At 62.8% G+C, this 24,692-nt stretch carries 20 protein-coding genes and 1 pseudogene; 10 read left to right on the plus strand and 11 right to left on the minus strand.

Annotation, left to right across the window (positions count from 1 at the left end):
• Positions 1 to 6: 6 nt before the first annotated feature.
• Positions 7 to 3,219, minus strand: coding sequence for a VCBS domain-containing protein (locus tag V1292_RS09880; protein WP_334372149.1), 3,213 nt, complete (start codon positions 3,217 to 3,219; stop codon positions 7 to 9).
• 289 nt (positions 3,220 to 3,508) lie between these two features.
• Here V1292_RS09880 and V1292_RS09885 point away from each other — a divergent pair, with 289 nt between their 5' ends.
• Together V1292_RS09885 and V1292_RS09890 are read left to right on the plus strand one after the other, a co-directional pair.
• On the plus strand, positions 3,509 to 4,165 hold the full coding sequence (locus tag V1292_RS09885; protein WP_334372150.1) for a FecR family protein: 657 nt from the start codon (positions 3,509 to 3,511) through the stop codon (positions 4,163 to 4,165).
• 120 nt (positions 4,166 to 4,285) lie between these two features.
• Positions 4,286 to 5,101, plus strand: a complete 816-nt coding sequence (locus tag V1292_RS09890; RefSeq protein ID WP_334372152.1) for a tetratricopeptide repeat protein — start codon at positions 4,286 to 4,288, stop codon at positions 5,099 to 5,101.
• A 58-nt stretch (positions 5,102 to 5,159) separates the two neighbouring features.
• Here the strand turns inward: V1292_RS09890 and V1292_RS09895 are convergent, their stop codons facing one another.
• Positions 5,160 to 6,140 (minus strand): Bug family tripartite tricarboxylate transporter substrate binding protein, encoded by a 981-nt coding sequence (locus tag V1292_RS09895; protein ID WP_334372154.1) that lies wholly within the window; start codon positions 6,138 to 6,140, stop codon positions 5,160 to 5,162.
• Between the two features lie 447 nt (positions 6,141 to 6,587).
• On the opposite strand from V1292_RS09895, the gene V1292_RS09900 reads away from it, so the two are divergent.
• On the plus strand, positions 6,588 to 7,844 hold the full coding sequence (locus V1292_RS09900; RefSeq protein ID WP_334372156.1) for a S1C family serine protease: 1,257 nt from the start codon (positions 6,588 to 6,590) through the stop codon (positions 7,842 to 7,844).
• A gap of 20 nt (positions 7,845 to 7,864) precedes the next feature.
• On the opposite strand, the gene V1292_RS09905 is transcribed toward V1292_RS09900, so the two are convergent.
• A complete protein-coding gene (locus V1292_RS09905) occupies positions 7,865 to 8,170 on the minus strand; it encodes a hypothetical protein (RefSeq protein WP_334372158.1) in 306 nt (101 codons plus the stop codon).
• A 255-nt stretch (positions 8,171 to 8,425) separates the two neighbouring features.
• On the opposite strand from V1292_RS09905, the gene V1292_RS09910 reads away from it, so the two are divergent.
• Positions 8,426 to 8,623, plus strand: a complete 198-nt coding sequence (locus V1292_RS09910; RefSeq protein ID WP_334372159.1) for a hypothetical protein — start codon at positions 8,426 to 8,428, stop codon at positions 8,621 to 8,623.
• Positions 8,624 to 8,640: 17 nt separating this feature from the next.
• The gene (locus V1292_RS09915) at positions 8,641 to 8,910 is read left to right on the plus strand and encodes a hypothetical protein (protein ID WP_334372161.1); all 270 of its coding nucleotides are present in this window, start codon (positions 8,641 to 8,643) and stop codon (positions 8,908 to 8,910) included.
• Positions 8,911 to 8,976: 66 nt separating this feature from the next.
• Here the strand turns inward: V1292_RS09915 and V1292_RS09920 are convergent, their stop codons facing one another.
• Positions 8,977 to 9,537, minus strand: a complete 561-nt coding sequence (locus V1292_RS09920; RefSeq protein ID WP_334365481.1) for a hypothetical protein — start codon at positions 9,535 to 9,537, stop codon at positions 8,977 to 8,979.
• A gap of 97 nt (positions 9,538 to 9,634) precedes the next feature.
• Positions 9,635 to 10,099, minus strand: coding sequence for an Lrp/AsnC family transcriptional regulator (locus V1292_RS09925; protein ID WP_028351969.1), 465 nt, complete (start codon positions 10,097 to 10,099; stop codon positions 9,635 to 9,637).
• Between the two features lie 159 nt (positions 10,100 to 10,258).
• Here V1292_RS09925 and V1292_RS09930 point away from each other — a divergent pair, with 159 nt between their 5' ends.
• The gene (locus V1292_RS09930; protein WP_334372163.1) at positions 10,259 to 11,272 is read left to right on the plus strand and encodes a 1-aminocyclopropane-1-carboxylate deaminase; all 1,014 of its coding nucleotides are present in this window, start codon (positions 10,259 to 10,261) and stop codon (positions 11,270 to 11,272) included.
• Between the two features lie 9 nt (positions 11,273 to 11,281).
• On the opposite strand, the gene recQ is transcribed toward V1292_RS09930, so the two are convergent.
• The gene (recQ, locus tag V1292_RS09935; protein WP_334372165.1) at positions 11,282 to 13,144 is read right to left on the minus strand and encodes a DNA helicase RecQ; all 1,863 of its coding nucleotides are present in this window, start codon (positions 13,142 to 13,144) and stop codon (positions 11,282 to 11,284) included.
• Positions 13,145 to 13,374: 230 nt separating this feature from the next.
• On the opposite strand from recQ, the gene V1292_RS09940 reads away from it, so the two are divergent.
• From V1292_RS09940 to V1292_RS09950, 3 genes are read left to right on the plus strand one after another with little or no spacing between them, the layout of a single operon-like run.
• Positions 13,375 to 14,727, plus strand: coding sequence for a cytochrome c (locus V1292_RS09940; RefSeq protein WP_334372167.1), 1,353 nt, complete (start codon positions 13,375 to 13,377; stop codon positions 14,725 to 14,727).
• A complete protein-coding gene (locus V1292_RS09945; RefSeq protein WP_334372169.1) occupies positions 14,724 to 15,221 on the plus strand; it encodes a (2Fe-2S)-binding protein in 498 nt (165 codons plus the stop codon). The genes V1292_RS09940 and V1292_RS09945 overlap by 4 nt, the downstream gene beginning before the upstream one ends.
• Positions 15,218 to 17,446 (plus strand): xanthine dehydrogenase family protein molybdopterin-binding subunit, encoded by a 2,229-nt coding sequence (locus V1292_RS09950; protein ID WP_334372171.1) that lies wholly within the window; start codon positions 15,218 to 15,220, stop codon positions 17,444 to 17,446. The genes V1292_RS09945 and V1292_RS09950 overlap by 4 nt, the downstream gene beginning before the upstream one ends.
• Before the next feature lie 6 nt (positions 17,447 to 17,452).
• Here V1292_RS09950 and V1292_RS09955 read toward each other — a convergent pair whose 3' ends face one another.
• The 3 genes from V1292_RS09955 to V1292_RS09965 form a co-directional block, all read right to left on the minus strand.
• A complete protein-coding gene (locus V1292_RS09955) occupies positions 17,453 to 18,829 on the minus strand; it encodes a vWA domain-containing protein (protein ID WP_334372173.1) in 1,377 nt (458 codons plus the stop codon).
• A 7-nt stretch (positions 18,830 to 18,836) separates the two neighbouring features.
• On the minus strand, positions 18,837 to 19,784 hold the full coding sequence (locus V1292_RS09960; RefSeq protein WP_334372175.1) for an AAA family ATPase: 948 nt from the start codon (positions 19,782 to 19,784) through the stop codon (positions 18,837 to 18,839).
• 109 nt (positions 19,785 to 19,893) lie between these two features.
• On the minus strand, positions 19,894 to 20,526 hold the full coding sequence (locus V1292_RS09965) for an HAD-IA family hydrolase (RefSeq protein WP_334372177.1): 633 nt from the start codon (positions 20,524 to 20,526) through the stop codon (positions 19,894 to 19,896).
• A gap of 111 nt (positions 20,527 to 20,637) precedes the next feature.
• Here V1292_RS09965 and V1292_RS09970 point away from each other — a divergent pair, with 111 nt between their 5' ends.
• Entirely contained in the window at positions 20,638 to 21,399 is a 762-nt protein-coding gene (locus V1292_RS09970) for a S1 family peptidase (protein WP_334372178.1), read from the plus strand.
• Between the two features lie 147 nt (positions 21,400 to 21,546).
• On the opposite strand, the pseudogene V1292_RS09975 reads toward V1292_RS09970, so the two are convergent.
• Positions 21,547 to 23,771, minus strand: a pseudogene (locus tag V1292_RS09975) (acetate--CoA ligase family protein).
• A gap of 166 nt (positions 23,772 to 23,937) precedes the next feature.
• Positions 23,938 to 24,516 carry a class GN sortase gene (locus V1292_RS09980; protein WP_334372179.1) on the minus strand — a complete coding sequence of 193 codons (579 nt, stop codon included), beginning with the start codon at positions 24,514 to 24,516 and terminating at the stop codon, positions 23,938 to 23,940.
• Positions 24,517 to 24,692 lie beyond the last annotated feature (176 nt).

Consider the following 24,692-nt stretch of genomic DNA (forward strand, 5'->3'; position numbering starts at 1 on the left):
CGTCTATCACACGATCAGATCATGCGGCGCGTGGGTGCCGGCGCCGCTCCACGCATGGTCCGCATTGTTATCGAAGCTATCAAACCAGTGAGACTTCAAATTGTCCGACGAATGATGCTTTGACGAAGTGATTTCAGTCGCTTGTGCTGACTCTGGGATCACCGACGGCTCGCTGGTTGGTGCGCCGTGTCCGTGGTGACCGAGCTTGAAGTGGAAGGAGTGTTCATGCGTGTGCACCGCTGAGCCAAATGCTACATAGGCAGGTAGCGGTTCACCGTCAGAGGCTCCGTGCTTGGACCCAGTATCATGCTTGCCTGAACTCGAATGGTGACCGTGTCCGTTGCCCTTCCAGGCGTCCTTCGTGTGATCGTCGTGCCGCCCGTGATCTTCGCTGCTCCACTGAGCGCTGAAGTGGCTCTTGGTATTGAAAGACCAATCGTTGTGAGATGATGCGAACCAGTCGTCGCCGTTCGACGTGCGATGGTGGTCGATCCGCTGCGAGGTGTCGCTATTGCCGTTCAGCACGACGCACGTACTGTGCACGCTGGTATCGATCGCCTCGGTCTGATCCAGCGTGAGGCCATGGTCCGCTGATGCCGTAACATGAACCCGCTGGGGTTCGATCGAAGGTCCGCTTGTCGGGGCGATCGCTTCATCGTCACCGGGGCTGCTTGCCGTTTGCGTCGGCGATTCGTCCAAGCGGGAAAAGTCGAAGCTGTCGCTTCCGGCTGTTCGCAGCGTCCAGCCTTCGATGTTGTTCTGCGCGCCGTCGTCATCGGCCCCGTCAAGTGAAGCATCGGCGGCGAGCGTCGTGGCAGCCGCGTCGGTTTCCGCCGTCGCCACCAGCTCGGGACTGATAGCCTCGGTGGCGATCACGACCGGCGCCTCCGTCGGCTCGGGGACGAAATCCGATGCCTGAATGGCTACAAATCCCTCCAGGCGAATTTCCAGCAGAGTGGAATCGCCGATATCGAGGGTCTGATCGGTCGGATTGACGTACAGAATGGTCTGATTCGTCGCGCTATCGTAGAACCAGGCGATCGTATGTGCCGGTACGGCTTGGCTTGTGGACGTCAGCGCCAGAAAAGCAAGCGCTCCGAGAGCCGTGAGATCGATCCTGTCAGACCCCGATCTGAAATCGGTGATAACGTCGAACCGGCCTGCACGGGAATCCGCTGCGGACAAATAAATGAAACAATCCCCACCATTGCCGCCTGTGAGTTTGTCCGCGCCATATCCGCCGATAATGGTGTCGCAGCCATTGTTGGCGTTGATCGTATCGCTTCCCGAGCCTCCGTAGATCCTGTCGTCCCCATCGTTGCCCTTGACCGTATCATCGCCGGAGCCGGCGTAGATAAGGTCGCATTTACCGGTGCCGTTGATGGTGTCGTTACCGGCGCCTCCATAAACGATCTGACCATGATGGCCGCCGCCCGCAATGCTGTCGCTTCCGGGAGTTCCGTAGACATACGGCGGATCGCATATCACGGCTTTCCCCGTAGCGAGGTAGTCGAAATCATTAGGGTCGGCATCGCTGGCGCCGTGGATGGTGACCGTTATCACTTGTTCCGTGCCATCGATGGTGGTCGCCGTGAAGGTGTCGGTCAGCGTGTCGCCTTCGTCGAGCGCCTGCACCGTGCAGTTGCTGTCATCTAGCTCATACGTCCACACGCCGTCGGCCGTCATCGTGAAGCTGCCGTAGCCGGCATCGCTGGCCGTCGGGCAGTCGACCGCCGTAAAACCAGGCGCGTTGTCGACATCGGTAGCGGTGAGTGTGCCGGTTACCGTAGGCTCGTCGCATTTGGCGCCGCTGTCCTCGATCACGGAGCCCGTTGTGGCCCCGGAAATGACTGCCGCGTCGTTGGCGCCGTTGATGGTGACCGTGACCACCTGCGCGGTGCCGTCGATGGTGGTAACTGTGAAGGTGTCGGTCAGCGTGTCGCCTACATTGAGCGCCTGCACCGTGCTGTTGGCCTGGTCGATGGAATAGGCCCAAACGCCAGCCGTCGTCATCGTGAATGTACCAAAGCCGCGCGTGCTCGCGGTCGGAGTACTGACCGCGGTGAAAGTATCGGGCGCATTGTCGACGTCGGCGCTGGTGAGCGTGCCGGTGGCGCTCGGCGTGCCGGGCGCAGTGTTGGCGAGGCCGCTGGCCTCGGTCACCGTGCCGTTGGTCGCGCCGGAGATGGTGGCCGCGTCGTTGGCGCCGTTGATGGCAATCGTGAAAGTTTGATTGGCCGAGAGCGTCCCGTCGGAAACAGTGATCGTGAAGTCCGTGGTCGTGGGCTCTGTAAGCGCGTTGATCGCGTCATTGTCGGGAACGAACGTATAGGCGCCGGTCGTGCTGTCGACGTAAAGCGTGCCGTAGGGACCAGCGTTCGATACATCGTACGTCACCCCGTCGATGACGGTGCTGCCGGGCGTTCCCCCGCTAATGCCGAATGTCAAAGTAGCGTCTGGGTTGGGACTGCTGGCAACGAAAGCGCCGCTTGTCGCGGTGAAGACGTCAAAGACCGTGGTGTCGATTTCGGTCGGTCCGGCCACTGCGTTCAGCGTCGGTGGAGTCGGCGGCGGGGGCGGAAGTTGTCCGATAATCATCTCCGGGGCTGATGCGAGGATCACCGCGGGCAAAGGAGGCAAATCCTGCTTCGGGGTAGAGCCATCGATCTGAATGAAATTGATCGGTTGCACAGGCAGGCGCTCGAGGGGAGGCGGCGTGCTCGATCCCGTCGACCCCAGACCCTTCTCGTAGGTGGCAAGCGCCTCCTGCTGGGCTGCCTGCAGTTCGGCCATTCGAGCAGCGGAGTTCGTGCTCTGATTGACGCTGATCGTGGACCCCTGCGAACGCAGGATGATGGTCTGTCCGGGATCGTCGACGAGGAAGCGTCGAGGGATCACCTCCTTGGTGACCAGCTCGAATGCGCCATGCTCGAGGTCCTTGTATGCGATATTGCCGTCGTCCAGGAACGTGACGTCAGGGTCGGCGGCCTTGACCTCCTTCACAAGCGAGAAAGTCAGTGCCGTGAGCCACAGCATGCCGAACCTGCCGGCATGCGCGCGAGTTTGCGGATCGCCGACTGTGGCTTGAGCGGAAGTGCAGGTCGCGCGCCTGAGGGTGCCGAAGCCGGCCGCGGTCTGAACGTTGCCAATAGCTTGGGGAAGCGGGGCCGCAGCGGCCTTACGTTCGTTCCCAGTTTCGGCGTGGGACCCGACGAGCATGGCTTCAACCCCCGCCCTCGTGCGAAATTTTCGTGGTCTGGCCTCGCGCAGCCCAAAAAGTCAAAATACTCCAGCGCGGCCAGCCGAAGGCTAGCCGCCAAGGCCTCTAGGCTATCCAATCCATGGGCGTTAGGCTCTAGGCTCAAAAGGAGTAATCCTTTTGAGCGGTGGGCAGATGATGCCTTCTCCCGACATCGGGTCTAATGTTGGGGTCTAATGTCGCCTTGGCCGCCGGTTCAATGGCCAGTGAGCGGTCTCTCGGACAAGATCTTCTCAGAAAGGGGGGATCATGTGCACGCGTGCGATTGCCATATTGGCGACAGGTCTCGTGCTGGCGACAGCCGGGCTTTTCGCCGGGCCGGCTCACGCGCAACGCGATTCCGCCAGGCCCGCCGTTCAGGATCTCGCGTCAAAACCAATTGGAAAAATTGTCGTCGCGACGGGTTCAGTCACCATTGAACGTGCGGGTGCAGCGGTCATTCAGGCGAGCACCGCAGGTCAGCTTGGTGAGGCGAAGGTCGGTGATCTCGTCTATCAGGGCGATGTCGTCGCGACCGGCGCTGACGGGCGGGTCGGTATCAACTTCACTGACGGCACTTCCTTCAATCTGTCGAACAACGCGCGCATGGCGTTGAGCGAGTTCGTGTACGATCCAAAGAGTGCGTCCAACTCGACCTTGTTCAGTCTGACCAAGGGCACCTTCACTTTTGTCGCGGGCCAAGTCGCGAAAACCGGGGATATGAAGGTCGATACCCCGGTTGCGACCATGGGTATTCGCGGCACCACGCCACGCGTCGAAATTTCGGATGACGGGACAGTCAGATTCTCGACCCTCATTGAAGAAGGCAAGAGCAAGGGCCCACGAAAGCCGGGAGCACCAGCGGCACAGCGACCCGAGCAACAGCCGTATCCAAAATCAAATCTGAACATCTGTCGGGGATGCTAGGCCACAGGTCCCGGAGTTCAGATCGACGGCCGCCCATTCGCCAGTGCCAAGATCGGAGAGCCTGATATGAAATGCAGTGCGAGCCGGCGCGTCATTCCGGGTCTCGCGCCTGGTTTTGCTTTGTTGCTGCTCGGGTCACTGGCTGCCGCGCAGAGTCCCAAGAAGAGCGACTATCTCGAGAACGTTACGTTGTGCAACGGTTCGGATCGCACGTCGCTTGCGGTCCGGATCAATGGTTGTACCGCATTCATCGATTCCGGCCAGGGCACGACGAAGGCCCTTGCGATTGCCTATAACAATCGTGGCAACGCCCATACGGCAAAAGGAGACCTTGACCGCGCTCTCCCGGATTTCGATCAATCGATCAAGCTCGATCCGACTAACGCAAAACCCTTCAACAACCGCGGCGCAGCTTACTTGAGGAAGGGAGAGTACGACCTCGCCCTCAAATCTCTTGACGAAGCGATCAAGCTCGACCCGAATTACGCCAGAGCTTTCGTCAACAGGGCCGGGGTCTTCCTGAAAAAACACGAGTACGATCGCGCAGCGCGAGATTACGACGAGGCAATTCGTCTTGAGCCCAATCTGGAAGCCGCGTGGAGCGGACGCTGCTGGACCCGGGCCATCCTCGGCTCGTTGCAGGCGGCGCTTGAGGACTGCAACAAGGTGCTTCAGTCATGGCCGAACGACGCCGCCACATATGACTCGCGCGGACTGATTCACTTGAAGATGGGGGAAGCTGCCGCGGCGATCAATGATTTCAGTGCCGCGCTACGCTTCGATTCCAAGTTGGCGAGTGCGTTCTATGGGCGCGGGCTTGCCAGGCTCAAGAGCGGCGACAAGGCTGGCGGCGACGCCGATATTTCCGCAGCGAAGACGCTGCGGGCCGGAATCGATGACGACTTCATGCGTTATGGCGTGCGTGGCGGCAACTAGCCGGCAAGCCCGGCGCGGCGAACTCGTCATGAAACGGTGCCGCGCCCAGGCTGCCGGGCTAATCCAGCTTCACGTTCGCTTCGGTCGCGACCTTGCGCCAGCGTTCGACTTCCGACGACACCATTTTCGCGAACGCAGGGCCGGCGACATCAGGAACGTCGGAGCCGTTGCGCTCCCAGGCTTCCTTGATGGCGGGCGTCTGCATGGCCTTCTGCATCTCCTTGGCCATCTGCTCGACAATCGCCGGCGGCGTGTTCTTCGGCGCGAACAGGCCGTACCAGGTCGATACTTCATAGCCGGGAAGGCCCGCTTCGGCGGCGGTCGGAAGATCCGGGAATGCGGGCACGCGTTTTGGCGCAGCGACGGCCAGCGCCCGCAACTGCCCGGCCCTCATCGGTCCTGCCGACGAGCCGAGCCCGTCGAAGACAACAGGCACGTGGCCGGCGATGAGATCCTGCATCGCGGGGCCGGCCCCGCGATACGGGACGTGCTGAAGGTTGGTCTTGGTCAGAATCTTGAACAGTTCGCCCGCGAGATGATGCGTGGTGCCGGCGCCTGCGGAGCCATAGTTCAATTTGCCCGGATTGGCTTTGGCGAAAGTGATGAACTCGGCCAGCGTTTTGGCGGCAACCTTTTCCGGATTGACGACCACCACCTGCGGCGGCCGCGCGACCAGCGCCACCGCAATAAAATCCTTCTCGAAGTTGTAGTCGAGGTTGGGATAGAGCGACGGGGCAATGGCGTGATGCGCCGCACCCATGAAGAAGGTGTAGCCGTCGGGCGCCGCCTTCGACGCCGCGGAAGCGCCGACGGTGCCGCCGGCACCCGCGCGGTTTTCGATCAGCACGCGCTTGCCCAACTGCGTGTCGAGCTGAGCCGCGAGCGGGCGGGCAAAGGCATCGGTACCGCCGCCGGCCGCGAACGGCACGATGAAGGTGATCGGCTTCTCCGGCCATGACTGGGCTTGGGCCTGGCCGGCCACGGCGGATACCGCCGCCAGAACCGTAAACAGGGCGTACCGGACAACTCTTGACTTCACGGTATTCTCCTCCGGGTATTGCAAATTGGCATCCGCCCTCGGCGGCGCGATTGTCTTTTACGTCCCTGATTCCGGCTTTATTCCGGAAGCGGCCAGGGCAACGAGCCCGCACCGTATGCAAGATGCCAAGCGCGATCCATCAAAATGAGCGGCCGGCCGGGGGAAAATGGTCGTAGTCCCTGGGGCGTATGGTCGTTCCCACGGGCGCCGGCACCGCTCGTTCCCGTACGGCCGCGCCAAAGGGTACCAAAAAAGCCCGGGCTGCCGCTATCGCGCCGGTGCCGGGGCGGTCGAACCCCCCGGACGAAGCATAAGCACCATCAGCATCACAGGAAAGAGCGGGCGATCCGCTCCCCTGAGAGGAAATTTGGTCCCCTGCGCCAGTCCAAATGGACACTGGTTGCAAAGCAAAATATGCTCGCCCTGGGAATGTGGGGAAATGCGCTTATGGCTTGCCGTGCTGCTGCGGTTGCAGCTTTGTTGTGGTCGATTTTTGCCAATTCGAACGCAGAGGCGCGTGGGCCCTACGGCTCGATCAGCGTCGGCAACTGGAAGGGCGGGGCCTACACCCACGATCAGACCGGATCGTTCTCGCATTGTGCAGCAGGCGCCCAATACGCCAGCGGCGTCTATTTTGTCGTGATGATCGACGGCAATGGCGGATGGAGCCTCGGCTTCATGCACGAACAATGGAGACTGAGGACCGGGGAAGCCTTTCCGCTGACCCTGACATTCGATGGTCAGCAACCGTTCAACGTCCATGGCGTCCCGATTGCCGACAAGCTGGTTCGCGTGCCGATGCCGAACAACTCCGCGCTGATCAGCCAGTTCCGGCGGGCCAAGGCCATGACCGTCTACACGCAGGGACAGCTCTTCCAGTTCAACCTCGACCAGACCGGCCAGCTATTGCCGGTATTGGCGAATTGCGTCGCCAAGATCAGGCAATCGGGATTGGCCAGTGCCGGCGATTTTTCGGTCCTGCCCACCGCCAAGCCAGTCGCCGCAGCGGCGGCGCCGGATGCTGGGCCCGCCAAGCCCGACAGACTGTTCGATCAGACCGGCACCGGCTTTCTGGTGAGCACGAACGGACATCTCGTGACCAATGCGCATGTCGTGCACGGATGCGTCGGCGACATTTTGGGCAATCTGTCCGGCGAGGCGCCCGCCAAATTGCGCCTGGTGTCGAGCGACGAGACCAATGATCTGGCGCTGCTGCAGGTGACGGGCTCGTTCAAGGACGTCGCCAAAATCCGTGACAAGGCGATCCAGTCCGGCGACAGCGTGGTGGCGATCGGCTATCCCTTTCATGGATTGCTGACATCCGATTTCACGGTAACGACCGGGATCGTGAGCTCGCTCAGCGGAATCCTGCGCTTCCTGCAGATCAGTGCGGCCGTTCAACCCGGCAATAGCGGCGGGCCGCTATTGGCCGCAAGCGGTGACGTGGTCGGTGTGGTCGCGGCGAAACTGAATGCCATCAAGTTCGCGAGGGCCACGGGCAACATTCCCGAGAACATCAATTTCGCCATCAAGACGGGAGCTTTAAGGGATTTTCTCGACAACAGCGTGGTGCCGTATCAGATCTCGGACGCCAAGGCCGAGTTGAAGACGGCCGAGATCGCCCGCAATGCGCGGGGATTTACGTTCTTAATTTCCTGCAAGGCGAAGGCAAAGGCAAAGGAGAAAGAGACGGCAAAGAACTAGAAACTGCGCCGCCGGTACCTTCAACGCCTACCGCGAATTGCGGCCGCAGTCTGGGCGTTCCAGGCGCTCCAGCTCACACTGGCGAGGCTGCGCTGGTCGGTCGCAAGCGGCCGCCGGGTCTGCCGCTCATAGGCGGCGATGATGTGCTGCGACTGCCGGATTTTCTGCTCGAGCTCGGCAATGGTTTTCTGGGTCTTGCCGGTCCTGCTCGATTGTGCGGACTCGCCAACCGTGAACCTGGCGGTCTCGATGCTCCTCAATGTCTCGCGAAGCTTCTTGAGCTGGGCGCGGTGCCACGCAATGGCGCTGTCACTATCTACCGGCATGCAAACCCTCCTGATTCGTGGCCGAATCTAGCACGCATGGGGCAAGTTGGGCCAAGGGGGGGCCCGGCGGGGGCATCGGGCCCCACTGGTTTCGCACGGCGGGAGACGGCCGTTTCCCGATTTCGACCCTTTTTTGCCATCGAAGCGACCGCGGGCGAGCCTTCTAACAACAAACTTGCATGGCGATCTGTGGTCAGCGCGGTCCCTCTTATCGTCCAGGCGGCAGAATGCCGGCCCGGTGCAATGGAGCGTGCGATGAGCGAAGTTGAGTTCGATCGAATTGTCGATGCCGTGCGGAAGGAAATCGCGTTGGCGCCGCCGGCGAATTCGTTGACGGGGTTGCGGGCCTCCGAGGTGCGAGCGAAGACCATGGGCGACAAGTCAGCGTCCCGGCGCCACGCCTCGTTCGCCAGGATTCGCCGCGTCGGCGAGGGGCGGAAGCGATACAGGTGACGCGCATAGGAGACCACATGGAGCGATCAGTGTTCGAAGTCGTGAAGGCGCCGCTGGGCTGGTCGGTGTTTGCCGACAACGTCAAGATCGGCGGCGTCTACGATTCGCGGGGCGCCGCCCTCGAGGCCGCCGTGCTGGCCGCCTCCTATACCGTTAGCGACGGCGGTGGCGTTCAGATCAACGTGCCCGGCGCGGAGGAAGAAAAGCCGAGATGGGCGATCGCGTTTGATATCGCAGCCGCCATTCTGCCGACGCGGAGCGGGGGCGAGCGAGGCAGGGCACGGTAAAGTCCGCGCAGTCGCGGGCCATGCGTGGACCGACACTGGCCGCGGTTTTCCGCTGGCGGCGGCCTTTCATTTTACATCGTCGAACGGCGACACCGCGGGACGGCCAATGCGCGTCCGCTTGATACGACGCACTGCCATCGGCGCGCCGTCGGACTGATACTGCAGCTCGTATTTCTTGCCGTTCTTGTCGCTCGCGGTGCAGGAAATGCTGGAGACTTCCAGCGTCACGAAGTTTCCGACCTGCTTGCAGAGGCCGGCCGTCAATTCGACCGATGGTATCGGCAGCCCGTCGGCCTTCGGCCTGTCCTTGGATTTCAGCAGCATCCGGTCAATCGGCAGTTCGTACAGGTTGGCCTCCGGCCTTCGCCCGTTGTCACCGGAGAACGTGATGGTGTGACTGCCGTCGCTGGGATCGTCGAGGGCTACGGTAAAATTGGCGCGGCCTTCCTCGGTCTGGAAGAACGCCACGGCCCGGCAGGCAAAGTCCCGCCCGGCAACCTTCAGCGTGCTGCACTTGCCGGACATCAGCGCGAAGATGATGGTATCGGGCTCGTCTGAGGCGAGCGCCGGCGTTGTCGTGAGAAGGATGGCAAGGGCGAAAGCCCGACGGCCAGGGCGCGTGGTCATGTTCGGTTGATACGACATCGAGCGCCGTGTTGGCCAGACCGGCGAAGGTTTCGGACATCGGAAGAGGATGTCGCCGGTTTTGTGATACCTCAGGCCATCAGAAGTCGAGCGGAGCGTTGTCGACTACCTCCTTCATGACGAAGAAGGTCCGGGTCTGGCGAACGCCCGGCAGCGCGATCAATTGTTCGCCGTGGATGCGGTTGAAATCCTCCATGTCGCCGACGCGTATCTTGAGGAAATAGTCGAAATCGCCCGCTACCAGATGGCAATCGAGCACGAATTTGAGTTGCGCGATCGCCCGCTCGAAGGCGGCAAAGCTTTCCGGCGTGGAGCGGTCGAGCACGACGCCGACCATGACGAGCGCGCCCTTGCCGACCTTTCGCGGCGCCACCATCGCCCTGACCCCTGCTATGAACCCCTCGTCGAACAGGCGCTGGGTTCGGCGGTGACAGGTTGCGGCACTGACACCGGCCGTTTCGGCCAGCTCGGCATTGGTCAAGCGGCCGCTATTTTGCAGCAATCGCAATATCTTAAGATCGATGCGGTCGAGCCTGCCGGGCATGAAAGAATATTCCGTATCTGTGCCAAGTAACGGTACATTATCCGTCACAACCCCTGAATGGTGCAATAACAGCGCTAGCCACGTGTCGATTTTGAAAACACCTATCGGGAGCGTGGTGGTAGGCATTCCCCCGACATCAGACCATCAACGGGGATGACCATGTTGGAGAAATTCGAACGCTATCCGCTCACTTTCGGGCCTACCCACATCGAAAAGCTGGAGCGGCTCTCGCAGCATCTCGGCGGCCAGGTCGAGCTCTATGCCAAGCGCGAGGATTGCAATTCGGGGCTCGCCTTCGGCGGCAACAAGCTGCGCAAGCTCGAATACATCGTGCCCGACGCGATCGCTTCCAATGCCGATACGCTGGTCTCGATCGGCGGCGTGCAGTCCAACCACACCCGCATGGTTGCAGCCGTTGCAGCCAAGATCGGCATGAAGTGCCGCCTGGTGCAGGAAAGCTGGGTACCGCACGAGGACGCGGTCTACGACCGCGTCGGCAACATCCTGCTCAGCCGCGTGATGGGCGCGGACGTGCGGCTGGTGGATGAAGGTTTCGACATCGGCATCCGCCAGAGCTGGGAAGAGGCGATCGCGGATGTGAAGGCCAAGGGCGGCAAGCCCTATGCAATTCCCGCCGGCGCCTCCGTGCACAAATATGGCGGGCTCGGCTATGTCGGTTTTGCGGAAGAAGTCCGCGCGCAGGAGAAAGAGCTGGGCTTTACCTTCGATTACATCGTGGTCTGCACGGTCACCGGCTCGACCCATGCCGGCATGCTGGTGGGATTTGCCAAGGACGACCGCGCGCGCAAGGTGATCGGCATCGACGCGTCCTTCACCCCGGCCCAGACCAAGGCCCAGGTGCTCGACATCGCCCGCAACACCGCAAATCTCGTCGAACTGGGTGAGGAGATCGTCGAGGACGACGTCGTCCTGATCGAGGACTACGCCTATCCGGCTTACGGCGTTCCGTCGGAAGAGACCAAGGAGGCCATCCGGCTCTGCGCGCGCCTCGAAGGCATGATCACCGATCCCGTCTACGAGGGAAAATCCATGCAGGGCATGATCGACCTCGTGAACAAGGGCTATTTCCCGAAGGGATCGAAGGTGCTCTACGCCCATCTTGGCGGCGCGCCCGCGATCAACGGATACGCTTACACCTTCCGCAATGGATGAGGTCGAGACTTACGCGTCGGCTGCCCGCACCACCGCGAGCAGTTCGTCGCCGTAATGTTCGAGCTTCTTGTCGCCGATGCCGGGGATGTTGCGAAGCGCGTTCAGCGTCGCCGGCCGCGCGGCGGCGATGCCGTCGAGCGTGGAATCATGCAGCACGACATAGGCCGGCACGTTTCGCTGGCGCGCGATCTCCGAGCGCCACGCGCGAAGCGCGGCCTGAAGAGGGGCGTCGGCGGGCCTCGCCTCGGCGCGTGGCGCGAGATCGCCGCGCCTTGATTTGGCGCGGCTGGCGCGAATGCGCGTGCCCGGCGCCGCCTCGCGCAGCATCACTTCGGTCTCACCCTTCAGGACGCCGCGCGCGCTTTCCGTCAGTTTTAGCGCACCAAAGGCTTCGCTGTCGGCCTGAAGGTGGCCCATCGCGACCAATTGCCGGATCACGGCGCGCCACTGCTTTTCGTTGAGCTCACGGCCGATGCCGAACACGGACAGCTTGTCGTGGCCGAACTGCGTGACCTTCTCGGTCATGCGGCCGACCAGCACGTCGATCAGATGCATGGCGCCGAAGCGTTGTCCGGTGCGGTAGGCGCAGGACAACAGTTTTTGCGCGGCGACCTTGCCGTCGCGAAGCTGCGGCGGCGACAGGCAGTTGTCGCAATTGCCGCAATTGCTGCCGGTGACTTCCTCGCCGAAATAGCCGAGCAGCCGGCTGCGCCGGCAGCCCGCGGTTTCCGCCAGCGCCACCAGCGCGTCGAGCTTGCCGATCGAGACGCGCTTGAACGTATCGGAGCCGGTGGATTCATCGATCATGCGGCGCTGCTGCACGATGTCGGTTAGGCCATAGGCCATCCAGGCGCTGGACGGCTTGCCGTCGCGCCCGGCGCGGCCGGTTTCCTGATAGTAGGCCTCGATGCTCTTCGGCAGATCGAGATGCGCCACGAAGCGCACGTCCGGTTTGTCGATCCCCATGCCGAACGCGATGGTGGCGACGATCACGACGCCATCCTCGTTGATGAAACGGTCCTGGTTGCGGGCACGAACGCCGGCGTCGAGACCGGCGTGATAGGGCAGGGCCGGAATGCCGGCGTTGCTCAGCGCTTCGGCGGTATCCTCGACCTTGGCGCGCGACAGACAGTACACGATGCCGGCGTCACCCGCGTGCCGCTCGCTGATGAAGGCCTTGAGCTGGGCCGGGGCGTTCTGCTTCTCGACGATCTCGTAGCGGATATTCGGGCGATCGAAACTCGAGATGAAGCTCGGTGCGCCTGATAGCCCCAGCCGGGTCACAATCTCCTTGCGCGTCATCTCGTCGGCGGTTGCCGTCAGTGCAATGCGAGGCACGTCGGGAAAGCGCTCGGCGATCGCGGACAGGCCGATATATTCGGGGCGGAAATCGTGCCCCCATTGCGACACGCAATGCGCCTCGTCGATCGCAAACAGCGCGATATTGGCTTGGCCGAGCAGGGAAAGGCAGCGCGGCGTCAAGAGCCGTTCCGGCGCGACATAGAGCAGGTCGAGGTCGCCGGCCAATAGCCGCCGCTCGACCTCCGACGCCTCGTCGAATGACAGCGTCGAGTTCAGCACGGCTGCGTTGACGCCGGCCTCCAGAAGTCCCGCGACCTGGTCGCGCATCAGCGCGATCAGCGGCGACACCACGATGCCGCAGCCCTCGCGCAGCAGCGACGGCAACTGATAGCATAGCGACTTGCCGCCGCCGGTCGGCATCAGCACCAGGCAGTTGCCGCCGTCGGTCACGTGCCGGACGATTTCTTCCTGCGCGCCGCGAAAGGCGGGCAGGCCGAACACGGAATTCAGGACGGACAGCGCATCGGGGGCATTGCCGGGTTCATCGTACCGGGCTGCAGGGGCAGGCATGGGAGTGAGGTCGTCCGGTTGAAGGCGTATGGGGTAGGCACCGCGGAATTGAGGGATCAATAGGCCAAAAACATCGTGGCAAGTCTATGCCTGATTTTGATGTTCCCACGGCGCGTTTCGGCAATCGCAGTAAGGGGTCAACTGCCGGTGATCGGCGCGTCCGGGGGCGAACGACGGAAGGAGATTTGTGTTAGAAGGCAACCCAAGCAACAAAAACCCGAGGCGAGAGCATGCGGGCATCGACGCGGATCATCGCGGGCATCGTTGCCGTCGTGCTGATCGCTGCCGCGGTCGCAGCCTTTGCCATTGCGTGGCGCCCGGCAATCGCGGCAATCGATCCTCCCGACCCGCAATCCTTCGATGCCGCCCTCGTCAAGCGAGGCCGCGACCTGGCGGCGATCGGCAATTGCAGCGATTGCCATACGCCGCGCGGGGCTAAGAACTTTGCAGGCGGTCTGCCGGTGCCGACCCCGTTCGGCACAATTTTTTCCACCAACATCACGCCGGATCCGGAGACGGGAATCGGCCGATGGTCGGAAGCAGCATTCCGCCGCGCGATGCGGTCCGGCGTCAACCGTGAAGGCCAGCACCTTTATCCGACGTTTCCATACGACCACTTCACCAACGTCAGCGATGAGGACGACCGGGCGCTCTATGCTTTCCTGATGACGCGGCAGCCGGTTCGCGCAGCGGCACGCGAGAACCAGCTTGCTTTCCCGTTCGACCAGCGGCTCGCCATCGCCGGATGGAAATTGCTTTTCCTCCGCCACGACACCTATCGGCCCGATCCCAAGCAGAGCGCCGAGTGGAACCGCGGCGCCTATCTGGTCGAAGGGCTCGCCCATTGCGGCGCCTGCCATACGCCGCGAAATGCGTTGGGCGCGGAGCGCGTCAACGCACGGTTTGCCGGCGGCGATGTCGACGATTGGCACGCCTATGCGATCAACGACCAGTCCCGCTCACCCGTGCCCTGGACCGCCGATGCATTGTTCACCTATTTGCGCGAAGGCTGGCATCCCGATCACGGCACCGCGCGCGGGCCGATGGCGAAGGTGGTCAGCAACCTGTCCTCGGTGCCGGCAAGCGACGTCCGCGCCATCGCGGCCTATATGGCCGGCGTATCCGGTACACCGACGCCTGGCCGCGCCGGACCGAGTGAGGATGCGTTGGCGCGCGCCAGGGCGGCTTCGCAGACAAACCCCGTTGGCGCGTCGATCTATACTGCCGCCTGCGCGTCATGCCACGAGGGTGGCAGGCCGCTTCCTTATGGCGGAGTCGATCTCGGCCTCAGCACCGCGATCGCAAGCCCCGATCCGCGCAATCTCGCCAACATCGTGCTGTCAGGCATAGACGCGGTGGAAGGCGAGCGCAGCCCGATCATGCCGGGCTTTGCCGCCAGCATGAACGATGATCAGGCTTCGGCCTTGCTGAACTATTTGCGGGCGCGGTTCAGCGACCGGCCGGCATGGATCGACCTCAAGAAAACCATCGCGGACGCGCGCCGCACGCAGACCGTATTTCTCCAGACGTCGCCCGCGCCGCGCAACGCGCCTGCCGACCCTCAGCAGCGAGAAAAGCCATGATGACATTGAAGGTCAACGGCCGCGAGCATCAGGTCGATGCGGAGGCGGATACGCCGCTGCTCTACGTGCTGCGTGACGACCTCAAGCTCAATGCCGCCAAGTACGGCTGCGGGTTGGGACAATGCGGCTCGTGCACGGTAATCGTGGACGGCAAGGCGGTGCTGTCCTGCGTCGTGCCGATGGTGCTGCTCGAAGGCAAGCAGGTAACGACGCTGGAGGGGCTCGGCACGATCGCCGAGCCCGCGCCGATCCAGCGCGCGTTCATGGAAGAGCAGGCGGCGCAATGCGGCTATTGCATCCCGGGAATGATGATGCGGGCGCAGGCCTTGCTGCAGAAGAATTCGAAGCCGACCGACGAGCAGATTCGCGCCGAGCTCGAACCGCATCTGTGCCGCTGCGGCACCCATATGCGGATTCTGCGTGCGATACATCGGGCGGCGCGACTGATGGACACGGCGGAAGCGTCGCCGACAGCCAACGGGAGCGCCCGATGAACGCCCCCCTGATTATCGATCGCCGTCGCGTGCTGGCAGGCGGCGGCGCGCTGATCGTCAGCTTCTCGCTCGGCAGTGCTTTGGCGCAGCAACAAGAGGCGCCCGCGGCTGCCGCGCCGACCCCGCCCGGCAGCCTGAAAACCGCGCCCTATCTCGACGCATGGATCCGCATCGATGCCAATGGCGTCGAGGTGTTCACCGGCAAGGCCGAGCTCGGCCAGGGCTTCAAGACGGCGTTCCAGCAGATCGCGGCCGAGGAGCTCGATGTTGCCTTTGATTCTCTGAAGGTGACGACGGCGGACACGCACCTGACCGCGAACGAAGGCTATACAGCCGGCAGCAACTCCATGAAAGACAGCGGCACCGCGATCCAGAACGCGGCGGCACAGGTCCGCGCGCTGCTGATCGAGGAAGCGGCGCGGCGGCTTGATCTGTCGGCCGAGAGCCTGCGGACGGCAGACGGCGCGGTGATCGCGCCGGATGGCAAGCGCCTGTCGTATGGTGAACTCGTCGTAGGCGAGATGTTGCATGTTCAGGCGCAGCCAACGTCCAGACTGAAGGACCCGGCGACATTCAAGGTGATCGGCCGGCCTGTGCCGCGCGTCGATATCCCTGCCAAAGTGACCGGTGCGGAGGCCTATGTTCAAGACATGCGGCTGCCCGGGATGCTGCATGCCCGCGTCGTGCGGCCGCCGAGCTATCGCGCGCAACTGACCGAATGCGATACCGCCGCCGTCGAGAAACTGCCCGGCGTCGTCAAGATCGTGCGTGACGGCAATTTCCTGGCCGTGGTTGCGGAAAAGGAATTCCAGTCGATCAAGGCGATGAACGCGCTTGCCGCTGCCGCGAAGTGGAAGGAAACCGCACGCCTGCCGAAGCAGGATGATCTGCTTAACGTGTTGACCAGCCTGCCCTCGCAGAACACGACGATCTTCGAGCGCAGCAATCCCGCCGTCACGGCCCACAGGACCATCGAGGCGACCTACACGCGGCCCTATCAGGCGCACGGATCGATCGGGCCGTCCTGCGCGGTGGCACAATTCGTCGATGGCGCGATGACGGTGTGGACGCATACGCAGGGCGTCTATCCCGACCGTCAGGGTATCGCCGAAATGCTGCGTATGCCGCCGGCCAGCGTTCACCTGATCCATGTCGAAGGCTCTGGTTGCTATGGCCATAACGGTGCTGATGATGCCGCCGCCGACGCCGCGCTGATCGCCCGTGCACTACCCGGCCGACCTGTTCGCGTGCACTGGATGCGCGAACAGGAACATGCCTGGGAGCCGTTCGGCCCGGCGATGGTGACGAAGCTCAAGGCCTCACTCGACGGCAATGGCAGGATTGCCGACTGGAATTTCGATGTCTGGAGCAATACGCATTCGATGCGGCCGGGCGGCGCCGGGTCGATGCTGGCGGCGCAGCACATGGCGCAACCGTTTGCCGTGCCGGCTCCCAGGCCGTTGCCGCTGCCGGAAGGCGGCGGTGACCGCAACGCGATCCCGTTCTACAATTTCCCCAATGCACGCGTGGTGCATCACTTCATTTCCGCGATGCCGCTGCGGATTTCAGCGATGCGGGCGCTCGGCGCCTACCACAATGTGTTCTCGATCGAGAGCTTTATCGATGAGCTCGCCATTCTCGCCGGCGCCGATCCGGTCGAGTTCAGATTGAAACATCTCGACGATCAGCGCGGCCGCGACGTGATCGAAAGGGCGGCGCAAGCCTTCGGATGGAAACCTGATCAGAAGCCGCCGCCGGATCGCGGTTACGGCTTTGCCTTTGCGCGTTACAAGAATCTGGCGGCCTATTGCGCCGTCGCTTCGGAAGTGGAGGTGAACCGCGAAACCGGTCGCCCGCGTCTGGTTCGCGCGGCGGCGGCGGTCGATAGCGGCCAGGTGGTCAATCCGGACGGGTTGATCAACCAGATCGAAGGCGCAATCGTGCAGTCCATGAGCTGGACGCTGTATGAGAGCGTAACGTTTGACGACACCAGGATCACCAGCATCGACTGGCAGACCTATCCGATCCTGCGTTTCAATTCGGTGCCCGAAAGCATCGATGTTCACATCATCGATCGGCCGGGGCAGCCGTTCCTCGGCAGCGGCGAAACCGGGCAGGGACCGGCAGCGGCCTCGATTGCCAACGCCATCGCCAATGCTACGGGAAAGCGACTGCGGAATTTGCCGCTCACGCGCAAGCGCATCAAGGAAGCGATCGATGCGTGAAGGGGGCTACTGATAGCTCGCCACGATGTCAGACACCGCGCGTTCGAGCTGCTTGGCGGTCGCGCATTGGCGGACGACGGTGCAGAAGGTCGAATAGCGCGGCATTTCGGAATCGCCCCAGCCCCAGGCCATGCGTCCCTCGGGATTGAGCCAGACCAGCCGTTTCGACCGTTCAGCAATTCGACGAAGGATATCCGCGCGCGGATCGAGGTTGTTGCTGCGGGCATCGCCGAGCACGATCACCGTGGTTTGCGGCGTGATCGCGCTCATCCACTCATCCTCAAAGTCAGCAAGCGAACTGCCGTAGTCGGAGGAGCCGAAACCTACCTTGGACATGATCTCGGCCATTGCCTCTTCCGGCGATTTGGATTCCAGGATGTCGCTGACCTCGATGAGGTGTCCTGAAAATGCAAACGAGCGGACGTCGTCCACGACCTCGTGCAGGCTATGGATCAACAGCAGGAAGAAATCCGAAACCCGCGCCACTGAGCCAGAGACGTCGCACAACGCCACGATCTTCGGCTTGTCGCGATGACGCCGCTTCCACGCGGTGAGGAACGGCACGCCGCCCCATGCGGCGTTGCGGCGGATGGTGCGACGGACGTCGAGATGGCCGCGGCGCTGGCGCTTGCGCGGCTTGGAATAGCGCTCGCGCAGGCGGCGCGCGATCTGGCGGATCAGATGTCGCATCTGTTCGACCTGCCGCGGCTCGATCCGCGACAATGGCGCGTTGCGCAGGATCTCGTTGCGCAGGTTCTCCGCCTCTTCGCGGCCGTACAGCATCAGGGCCTGCGAGACGGTGTCGCGCACCGTGCCGCGCAGCCCGTCCAGCGCGTTGGTCAACCGCTCTGCCAGCGCCGGGTTGATGGCGGCGAGGTTATCGAGATCGTCGCGCAGGCGCTGGATGCCCATCTGGTCGAGGATGCGGCCGGAGAAGATGCCGCGCTGCGTGAAGTAGCGGATGTCGGACAGCGAGGCCGCGCTTGCCGCATTGGCAATCGCAGCCGAAATCTGGTTGCGATCCTGCGCCAGCAGCATTTGCGCGAGTTCGCCAAGCCCTTCGGCTTGCTCGTCCCCGCCGCTTGTCTCGCTCGGTGAATCGGATGCCGCGTTGGATCCGTCCGCATTCTGCTCGTCCGGCTTGCTATCTTCGGGCGGCGATTGCGGCTCGGGCTGATCGAAGAACAGGTCAAAGCAATCTCCGAGCGCCTTCTTCTCATCCTGAGTCTTGGCGAGTGTCAGCAGAAAAGTATCGCGCAGGATGGCACGGTCGGTAAAGCCGACCTTGGAGACGGCCCGCATCGCGTCGATGCTTTCCGCCGGCGAGAGCCTGACGCCTGCGCCCCGCGCCGCACGAAAGAAGCGATGCAGGTTCTCGCGCATTCGCGCCTCACCCGAAGACGTTTTGACGCGAGGCCTTGGCGATGAAGGTGGAGACCTGCGGCATGGTGGCCTCGATATCCGCCTCGTATTTCAGGAGAACGTTGAGCGTATCCTTGACCATCTCGTGGCCGAGCTCGGGCGCCTGCAGCAGCACCAGCACCCGCGCCCAGTCGATGGTCTCGCTCACCGACGGCAGTTTCTTCAGGTCGAGCGTGCGGACCTCGTGGATGAAACCGACCATCTGCCTGCGCAGCGTCTGCGAAATGCCGGGCACCCGGCTCTCGACGATCCGCTCCTCCAGCTTTTGTTCGGGGAAGCCGATATGCAGATGCAGACAGCGCCGCTTCAGCGCGTCGCCGAGGTCGCGCTCGCTGTTCGAGGTCAGGATCACGGTCGGCGGCGCGACCGCGACCACCGTCCCGAGTTCCGGAATCGTGACCTGGAAGTCGCTGAGGATTTCCAGCAGCAGCGATTCGAATTCGGCGTCGGATTTATCGATTTCGTCGATCAGCAATACGCAGCCCGCTGGCTGCTCCAGCGCCTGTAACAACGGCCGCGGTTCGACGAATTCCTTGGAGAAGAACACGTCGCCGAAATCATGAAGCTGGTTCAGCGCCGCTTCCAGCGTCGGCGCGCCGCCGAGCACCTCGCCGAGCTTGTCCTTCAGGATCTGCGTGTACAGAAGCTGCTTGGCATATTTCCACTCGTACAGCGCTTTCGCCTCGTCGAGCCCCTCATAGCATTGCAGGCGGATCATCTTCATGCCGCGCCATGCGGCGATTGCTTTTGCCAGCTCAGTCTTGCCGACGCCCGCGGGGCCTTCGACCAGAATGGGCTTTTCGATCTGTTGCGACAGATAGACCGCGGTCGCGATCTGGCGGCTCGCAATATAGCCTTGCGCCGCAAGACCGCTTTCCACTGCCTCGATCGAGGCCGAAGGCCTGATATCAGCCACGGGGTTTCAACTCCGAATTCGGTAGATTTCGGAATGTTCTGCCTGCGTTCCCGCCAAAGAACAAGCGCCGTTTGGACATAACGAGGGCGCAAGTTCCGGTATTTTCCGCCTAGCGCAATGCCAGCCCGGTGGCCGCCTCAAGCTCGGTGATCGCCTGCGCCGCACTGACCACCTTGATTGTGGTCATGCCCATCTCGCGCGCCGGCTTCAGATTGACGCCGAGGTCGTCGAGGTAGACGCAGTTCTTGGGATCGACCTTTAGCGTCTCAACCATCATCCGGTAGATGCGCGGATCGGGTTTCCGAAGGCCGATTTTTGCTGACTCGATGACATGGTCGAACAGCGCCATCACTTCGGCGACATAGAGTGTGCGGCCGCTGTGGCTGCCGATCGCGTTGGCGGGCAGGTTGTTGGTGATGCAGCCGGTCTTGAACTTTGCCTTGACGCGCTTCAGCGCCTCGACCATTTCGGGCCGCAGATCGCCGGACAATAGCGGCAGCACGTCCTTGCCGCGAACCGCCGCGCCCAACGCCAGCGATTCGGCCGCAAACAATTCGTCGAAGGCTTCGATGTCGACCTCGGCGCGCTCGAATTTCGCCCAGGCATTTTCCAAATGATTGGCGGCGTTGGTGCGCCGGATGATGTCGGCCGGCAGCCCGCGCTCGGTCTCGAACCGCGTGAACGCCTCGAATGGCGAGGTGGTGAGCACCCCGCCGAAATCCCAGATCACTGCCTCGATCATAATATCCTGCCCGAAGTAACGCTCCGGGGAGCGGCTAACACGGATTGACTGCTCGAACCAGCCCGATCGCCGCGCTTGGCGATGCGCGCCGCACAAGCTATTGCTGCGCCGATGAAGATCCTGCCTCGAATGATTGCCGGCCTGGTGCTGCTGCTCTCCGTTCCCGCCCATGCCATCGTCGGCGGTGGTGCGCCATCCACCGAAGGTGTGGCCCGCTCTATCATCACCATCGTCGGATCGCGCGGTAATTTCTGCACCGGGGCCTTGATTGCGCCAAGGCTGGTGTTGACGGCGGCGCACTGCGTGCAGCCCGGCGCGGAATACAAGATCGTCGAATATGGTGCAGACAGGCAACCCTCGCTGCACGACGTGAAGAGCATCGCCATTCATCCTGGCTTCAACATGCAGGCGATATCAGGACATCGCGCGACGGCGGATGTCGCGTTGCTGCAATTGGCGGCGCCGCCCAGGGGAAAGACGCCGGCCGTGCTCGGATTGCCTGACATCCCGATCAACGTCGGCAGCCGTTTTACGATCGCGGGCATCGGCGTAACCGTCCGCGGCGACGGCAAGAGCGGCGGCACCATCCGCCTCGCCAGCCTGGTCGCGACCGGCAGGCCGGGAACGTTGCAGATCAGGCTGGTCGATCCGGTGGGGCAGGGCACGCGTGACGGGCTCGGCGCTTGCACGGGAGATTCCGGCGCGCCTGTATTTGAGGACAAGCCAAGCGGTCCCGTCATTATCGGCGTGGTGAGCTGGTCGACCGGGCCGAACGGCAGTGCAGGTTGCGGCGGCATGACCGGCGTCACGCCGCTGACGCTGTATCGGGACTGGATAGTGGAGACGGCGCAGAAATGGGGCGCGGGGTTGTAGCTTGCTCGGTGCAGTAGGGTGGGCAAAGGCGCGTTAGCGCCGTGCCCACCATCAACCACTCCGCTCCCGATGGTGGGCACGCTTCCGCCTTCGCTCGCCGAGCTACGGCGGACAAGTCGCTTTGCCCACCCTACGGATTTCCGTGACTCACTGCCCTGCCGCCTTGTTCGCGGCGGCATTGTTCAGCACGATCAGGCCATCCACGGCCACGCCGAGTTTGCTGTTGATCAAAAACGGATTGACGTCGATCGACGCGATGCGGTTGCCGGCATCCGCCATCAGGTTGGAGAGACCGACCAGCGCCTTGACGGCGGAAGGCTCGTGCAGCGCCGGCTTGCCGCGATAGCCCTTCATCTTCACGCCGGCCTTGGTCTTGGCGATCAATTGTTTTGCTTCGGCCTCGTCCAGCGGCGCGCCGGCAAGCGCAACATCCTTCATCAGTTCGATATCAACGCCGCCGGTGCCGAACAGCACGACGGGACCCATCTCGGCGTCGAGCGAGGCGCCGACCACGAGTTCGAGATCGGCCTTGACCTGCTGCGCGATCAGAATGCCCTCCAGCTTCGGCTTGCTCTTGATCTTCTTCACCCGCGTGGTGATGTCGTTGAACGCCTTCTTCACCTCCGCGGCGCTGTTGAGGTTCAGCACCACGCCGCCGATGTCCGACTTGTGCAGGATGTCGGCGCTGACCACCTTTGCGACGACGGGGAAGCCGATCTTCTTGGCGATCTTGACGGCTTCCGCCGCGGTCTGCGCAATCTCTTCCTTCGAAACCGGGATGCCGTAGGCTTTTAGCAGTTTCTTCGACGCGACCTCGTCCAGCGCGGCGCGCACCGTTGGCGGCCTTGAGCGTCCTCTCCAGCATTGCGCGCGCGGAAGCTTTCGAGCTCGATACGATGTCAGGCACTTCCTTGCGCAAGGACGCATATTCGATCAGCGACTTGATTGCCCCGACGGCGCGATCGAGGCCCTGCATCACAGCGATGTTCGGCAGCGACTTGCGCAGGGCCTTGGTGAATTCGGTAAATCCGATCGACATCGCGCTGATGTAGACCACGGGCTTATTGGCGGTTCCCGCCATCTCGTTGACGAGGCGCAGGTTGCGCTCGCGCAATTCGTGCGGCGCCTTCGGCAGCTCAGCGTCGATGATGACGATGTCGGTGTCGGGATCGTCGATCATGATCTTGATCGACTTGATGTAGACGGAGGGGTCGACCACGGCGGCAAAGCCGGCATCGAGCGGATTGCCGACGATGCTGCCGGGCCCGAGCATCTGCGCCAATTGTGCCGTCGCATTCGGGCTGAGCGGCGCGAAGTTCATGCCGGCCGAATAGAACGCGTCGATCAACAGCCCGCGCTTGCCGCCAGACAGCGATACCGCGGCGAGCCGGTTGCCCTTCGGCAGGTCGGCATGGACGAAACATTCGGTGGTCTCGATCAGCTCGTCCAATCCGCGCACGCGGATCACGCCTTCGCGCGTCGAGATCGCATCGAACGTTTCGATCGAGCCCGCGAGCGCGCCGGTATGCGCCATCGCGGCGGCGCGGCCGCCTTCGGAGGCGCCAAGCTTGAGCGCGATGACCGGCTTGCCGGCAGCCCGCGCGGCCTTGCAGGCCTCGCGGAACACTTTTGTGTTCCGGACGCCTTCGAGATAGACGACGATGACGCGGATCGAGGGATCGGCTGCGAAATAGGTCATCAGGTCCGGCGTCTCGAGCCCGGTCTCATTGCCGGTCGTCACCATGTAGCCGACGCCGACGCCGCGATCTTCCAGCGTCTGCCGGATCGCCATCACGATCGCGCCGGATTGGCCAACAATTGCCACCGGTCCAGCCTCCATCGTGACGATACGATCGTCGATATTGGTGAACAGCTTTTCGCCCGCGCTCAAATTGCCGAGGCAGTTCGGCCCGGTGACCGCAAGACCGGTCTCCTTCACGGCTTGCTTCAGTTCGACCGCCAGCCGCTGGCTCTCCTCGTCCTGCAATTCGCTGAAGCCGGAGGTGACGATGGTAGCAGAGCGCGCGCCGGCCGCCGCGGCATCGCGGATCACCTGCACCGCAAAACGTGCCGGCACCAGCACCAGCACGTGATCAGGATTTTCGGGGAGGCTCGCAAAATCCTTGTAGCAGGGCACACCCCAGATCGTTTCGCGCTTGGCATTGACTGGAAACAGTCCGCCTTCGTAGCCGTACTTGATCAGATTGTTCCAGATGCGCTCGGCATAGTTGCCGGGCTTGTCGGTAGCGCCGACCAGCACGATATTGCGCGGGTGCAGCATCGCATGAATGCTCTTGACGATGTCGCTGGCGTCAGGCGAGGGCGACCATTTTTTCGGCTTGATGCGATGCGGTGCTTGCCTGAGCGTCCATAGATATCCCTAACTCTGTTGTTTCCTGGCTGTGTCGATCGCGAACGATCGTCTCGCCATGATTTTCTTTTGATTAGGACCTTTTTATTGAGCCTTGGCGAGGGTGGCAACACGCGTTCCGCGATGAGCGCTATTCGCGCCGCGCAAGATTTCCCGGCTCGCAGAATTCAGTGCGTATTTGATACGGGGCCGATCATCGTGGCGTGCACAAGATAGCGCTCCGGCCCCTGTGTCAGCGCGTCGAACGGCCAGCAGGTGGACAGCACCAGTTCATGCCCGCCCGCGAGCGGATCGATGCCGGAGGCATCGAAGCGCACGACCGAGGCGGCGTCCACCCGATAGCGGAACGTCCGGCCGTCACGTCTTGTAACGTCGATCTCGTCGCCGAGGGCGACGTTTTTCAGGAAAGCGAAATGCGTATCGCGATGCGCCGAATAGACGGCGACGCCGCGTTCGCCGGCATCGGGTGTCTGTTCGACATGCCCCGGGCCGAAGGCGAGCGCCTGGCCGCTGCTGCCTGCTAGCACGATGGCGCGGGCACCGAGCCGCTTCACCTCGATGCGGGCAACCGGCCATGTGTCGGCCCACGACCACGGCTTTGTCTCGCGCCCGGTTGCGATGGTTTTCTCGAAGGCCCGCTCCAGCAGCACCTGTGCGAGAAGCGCCTTGGCGTGGATGTAGGCGCCTTGGCCGAACAGGATCAGGCCGATGAGGGCGAGAAGGAGAGGGAGGATGAAGCGGGGCATCGGGACACTCTCCCCGTCATTGCGAGCGAAGCGAAGCAATCCACCTCTCCACGCGGGAATAGATGGATTGCTTCGTCGCTTCGCTCCTCGCAATGACGGTGGTTGGAAAAAAGCGGCGCGCGCGGCTCTGGGGGGACGGGTGGAAGCCGCGCGCGCTCTGGAAAGAGGAGGTCGGG

Source organism: Bradyrhizobium sp. AZCC 1719 (assembly GCF_036924525.1).
Classification (GTDB): Bacteria; Pseudomonadota; Alphaproteobacteria; order Rhizobiales; family Xanthobacteraceae; genus Bradyrhizobium.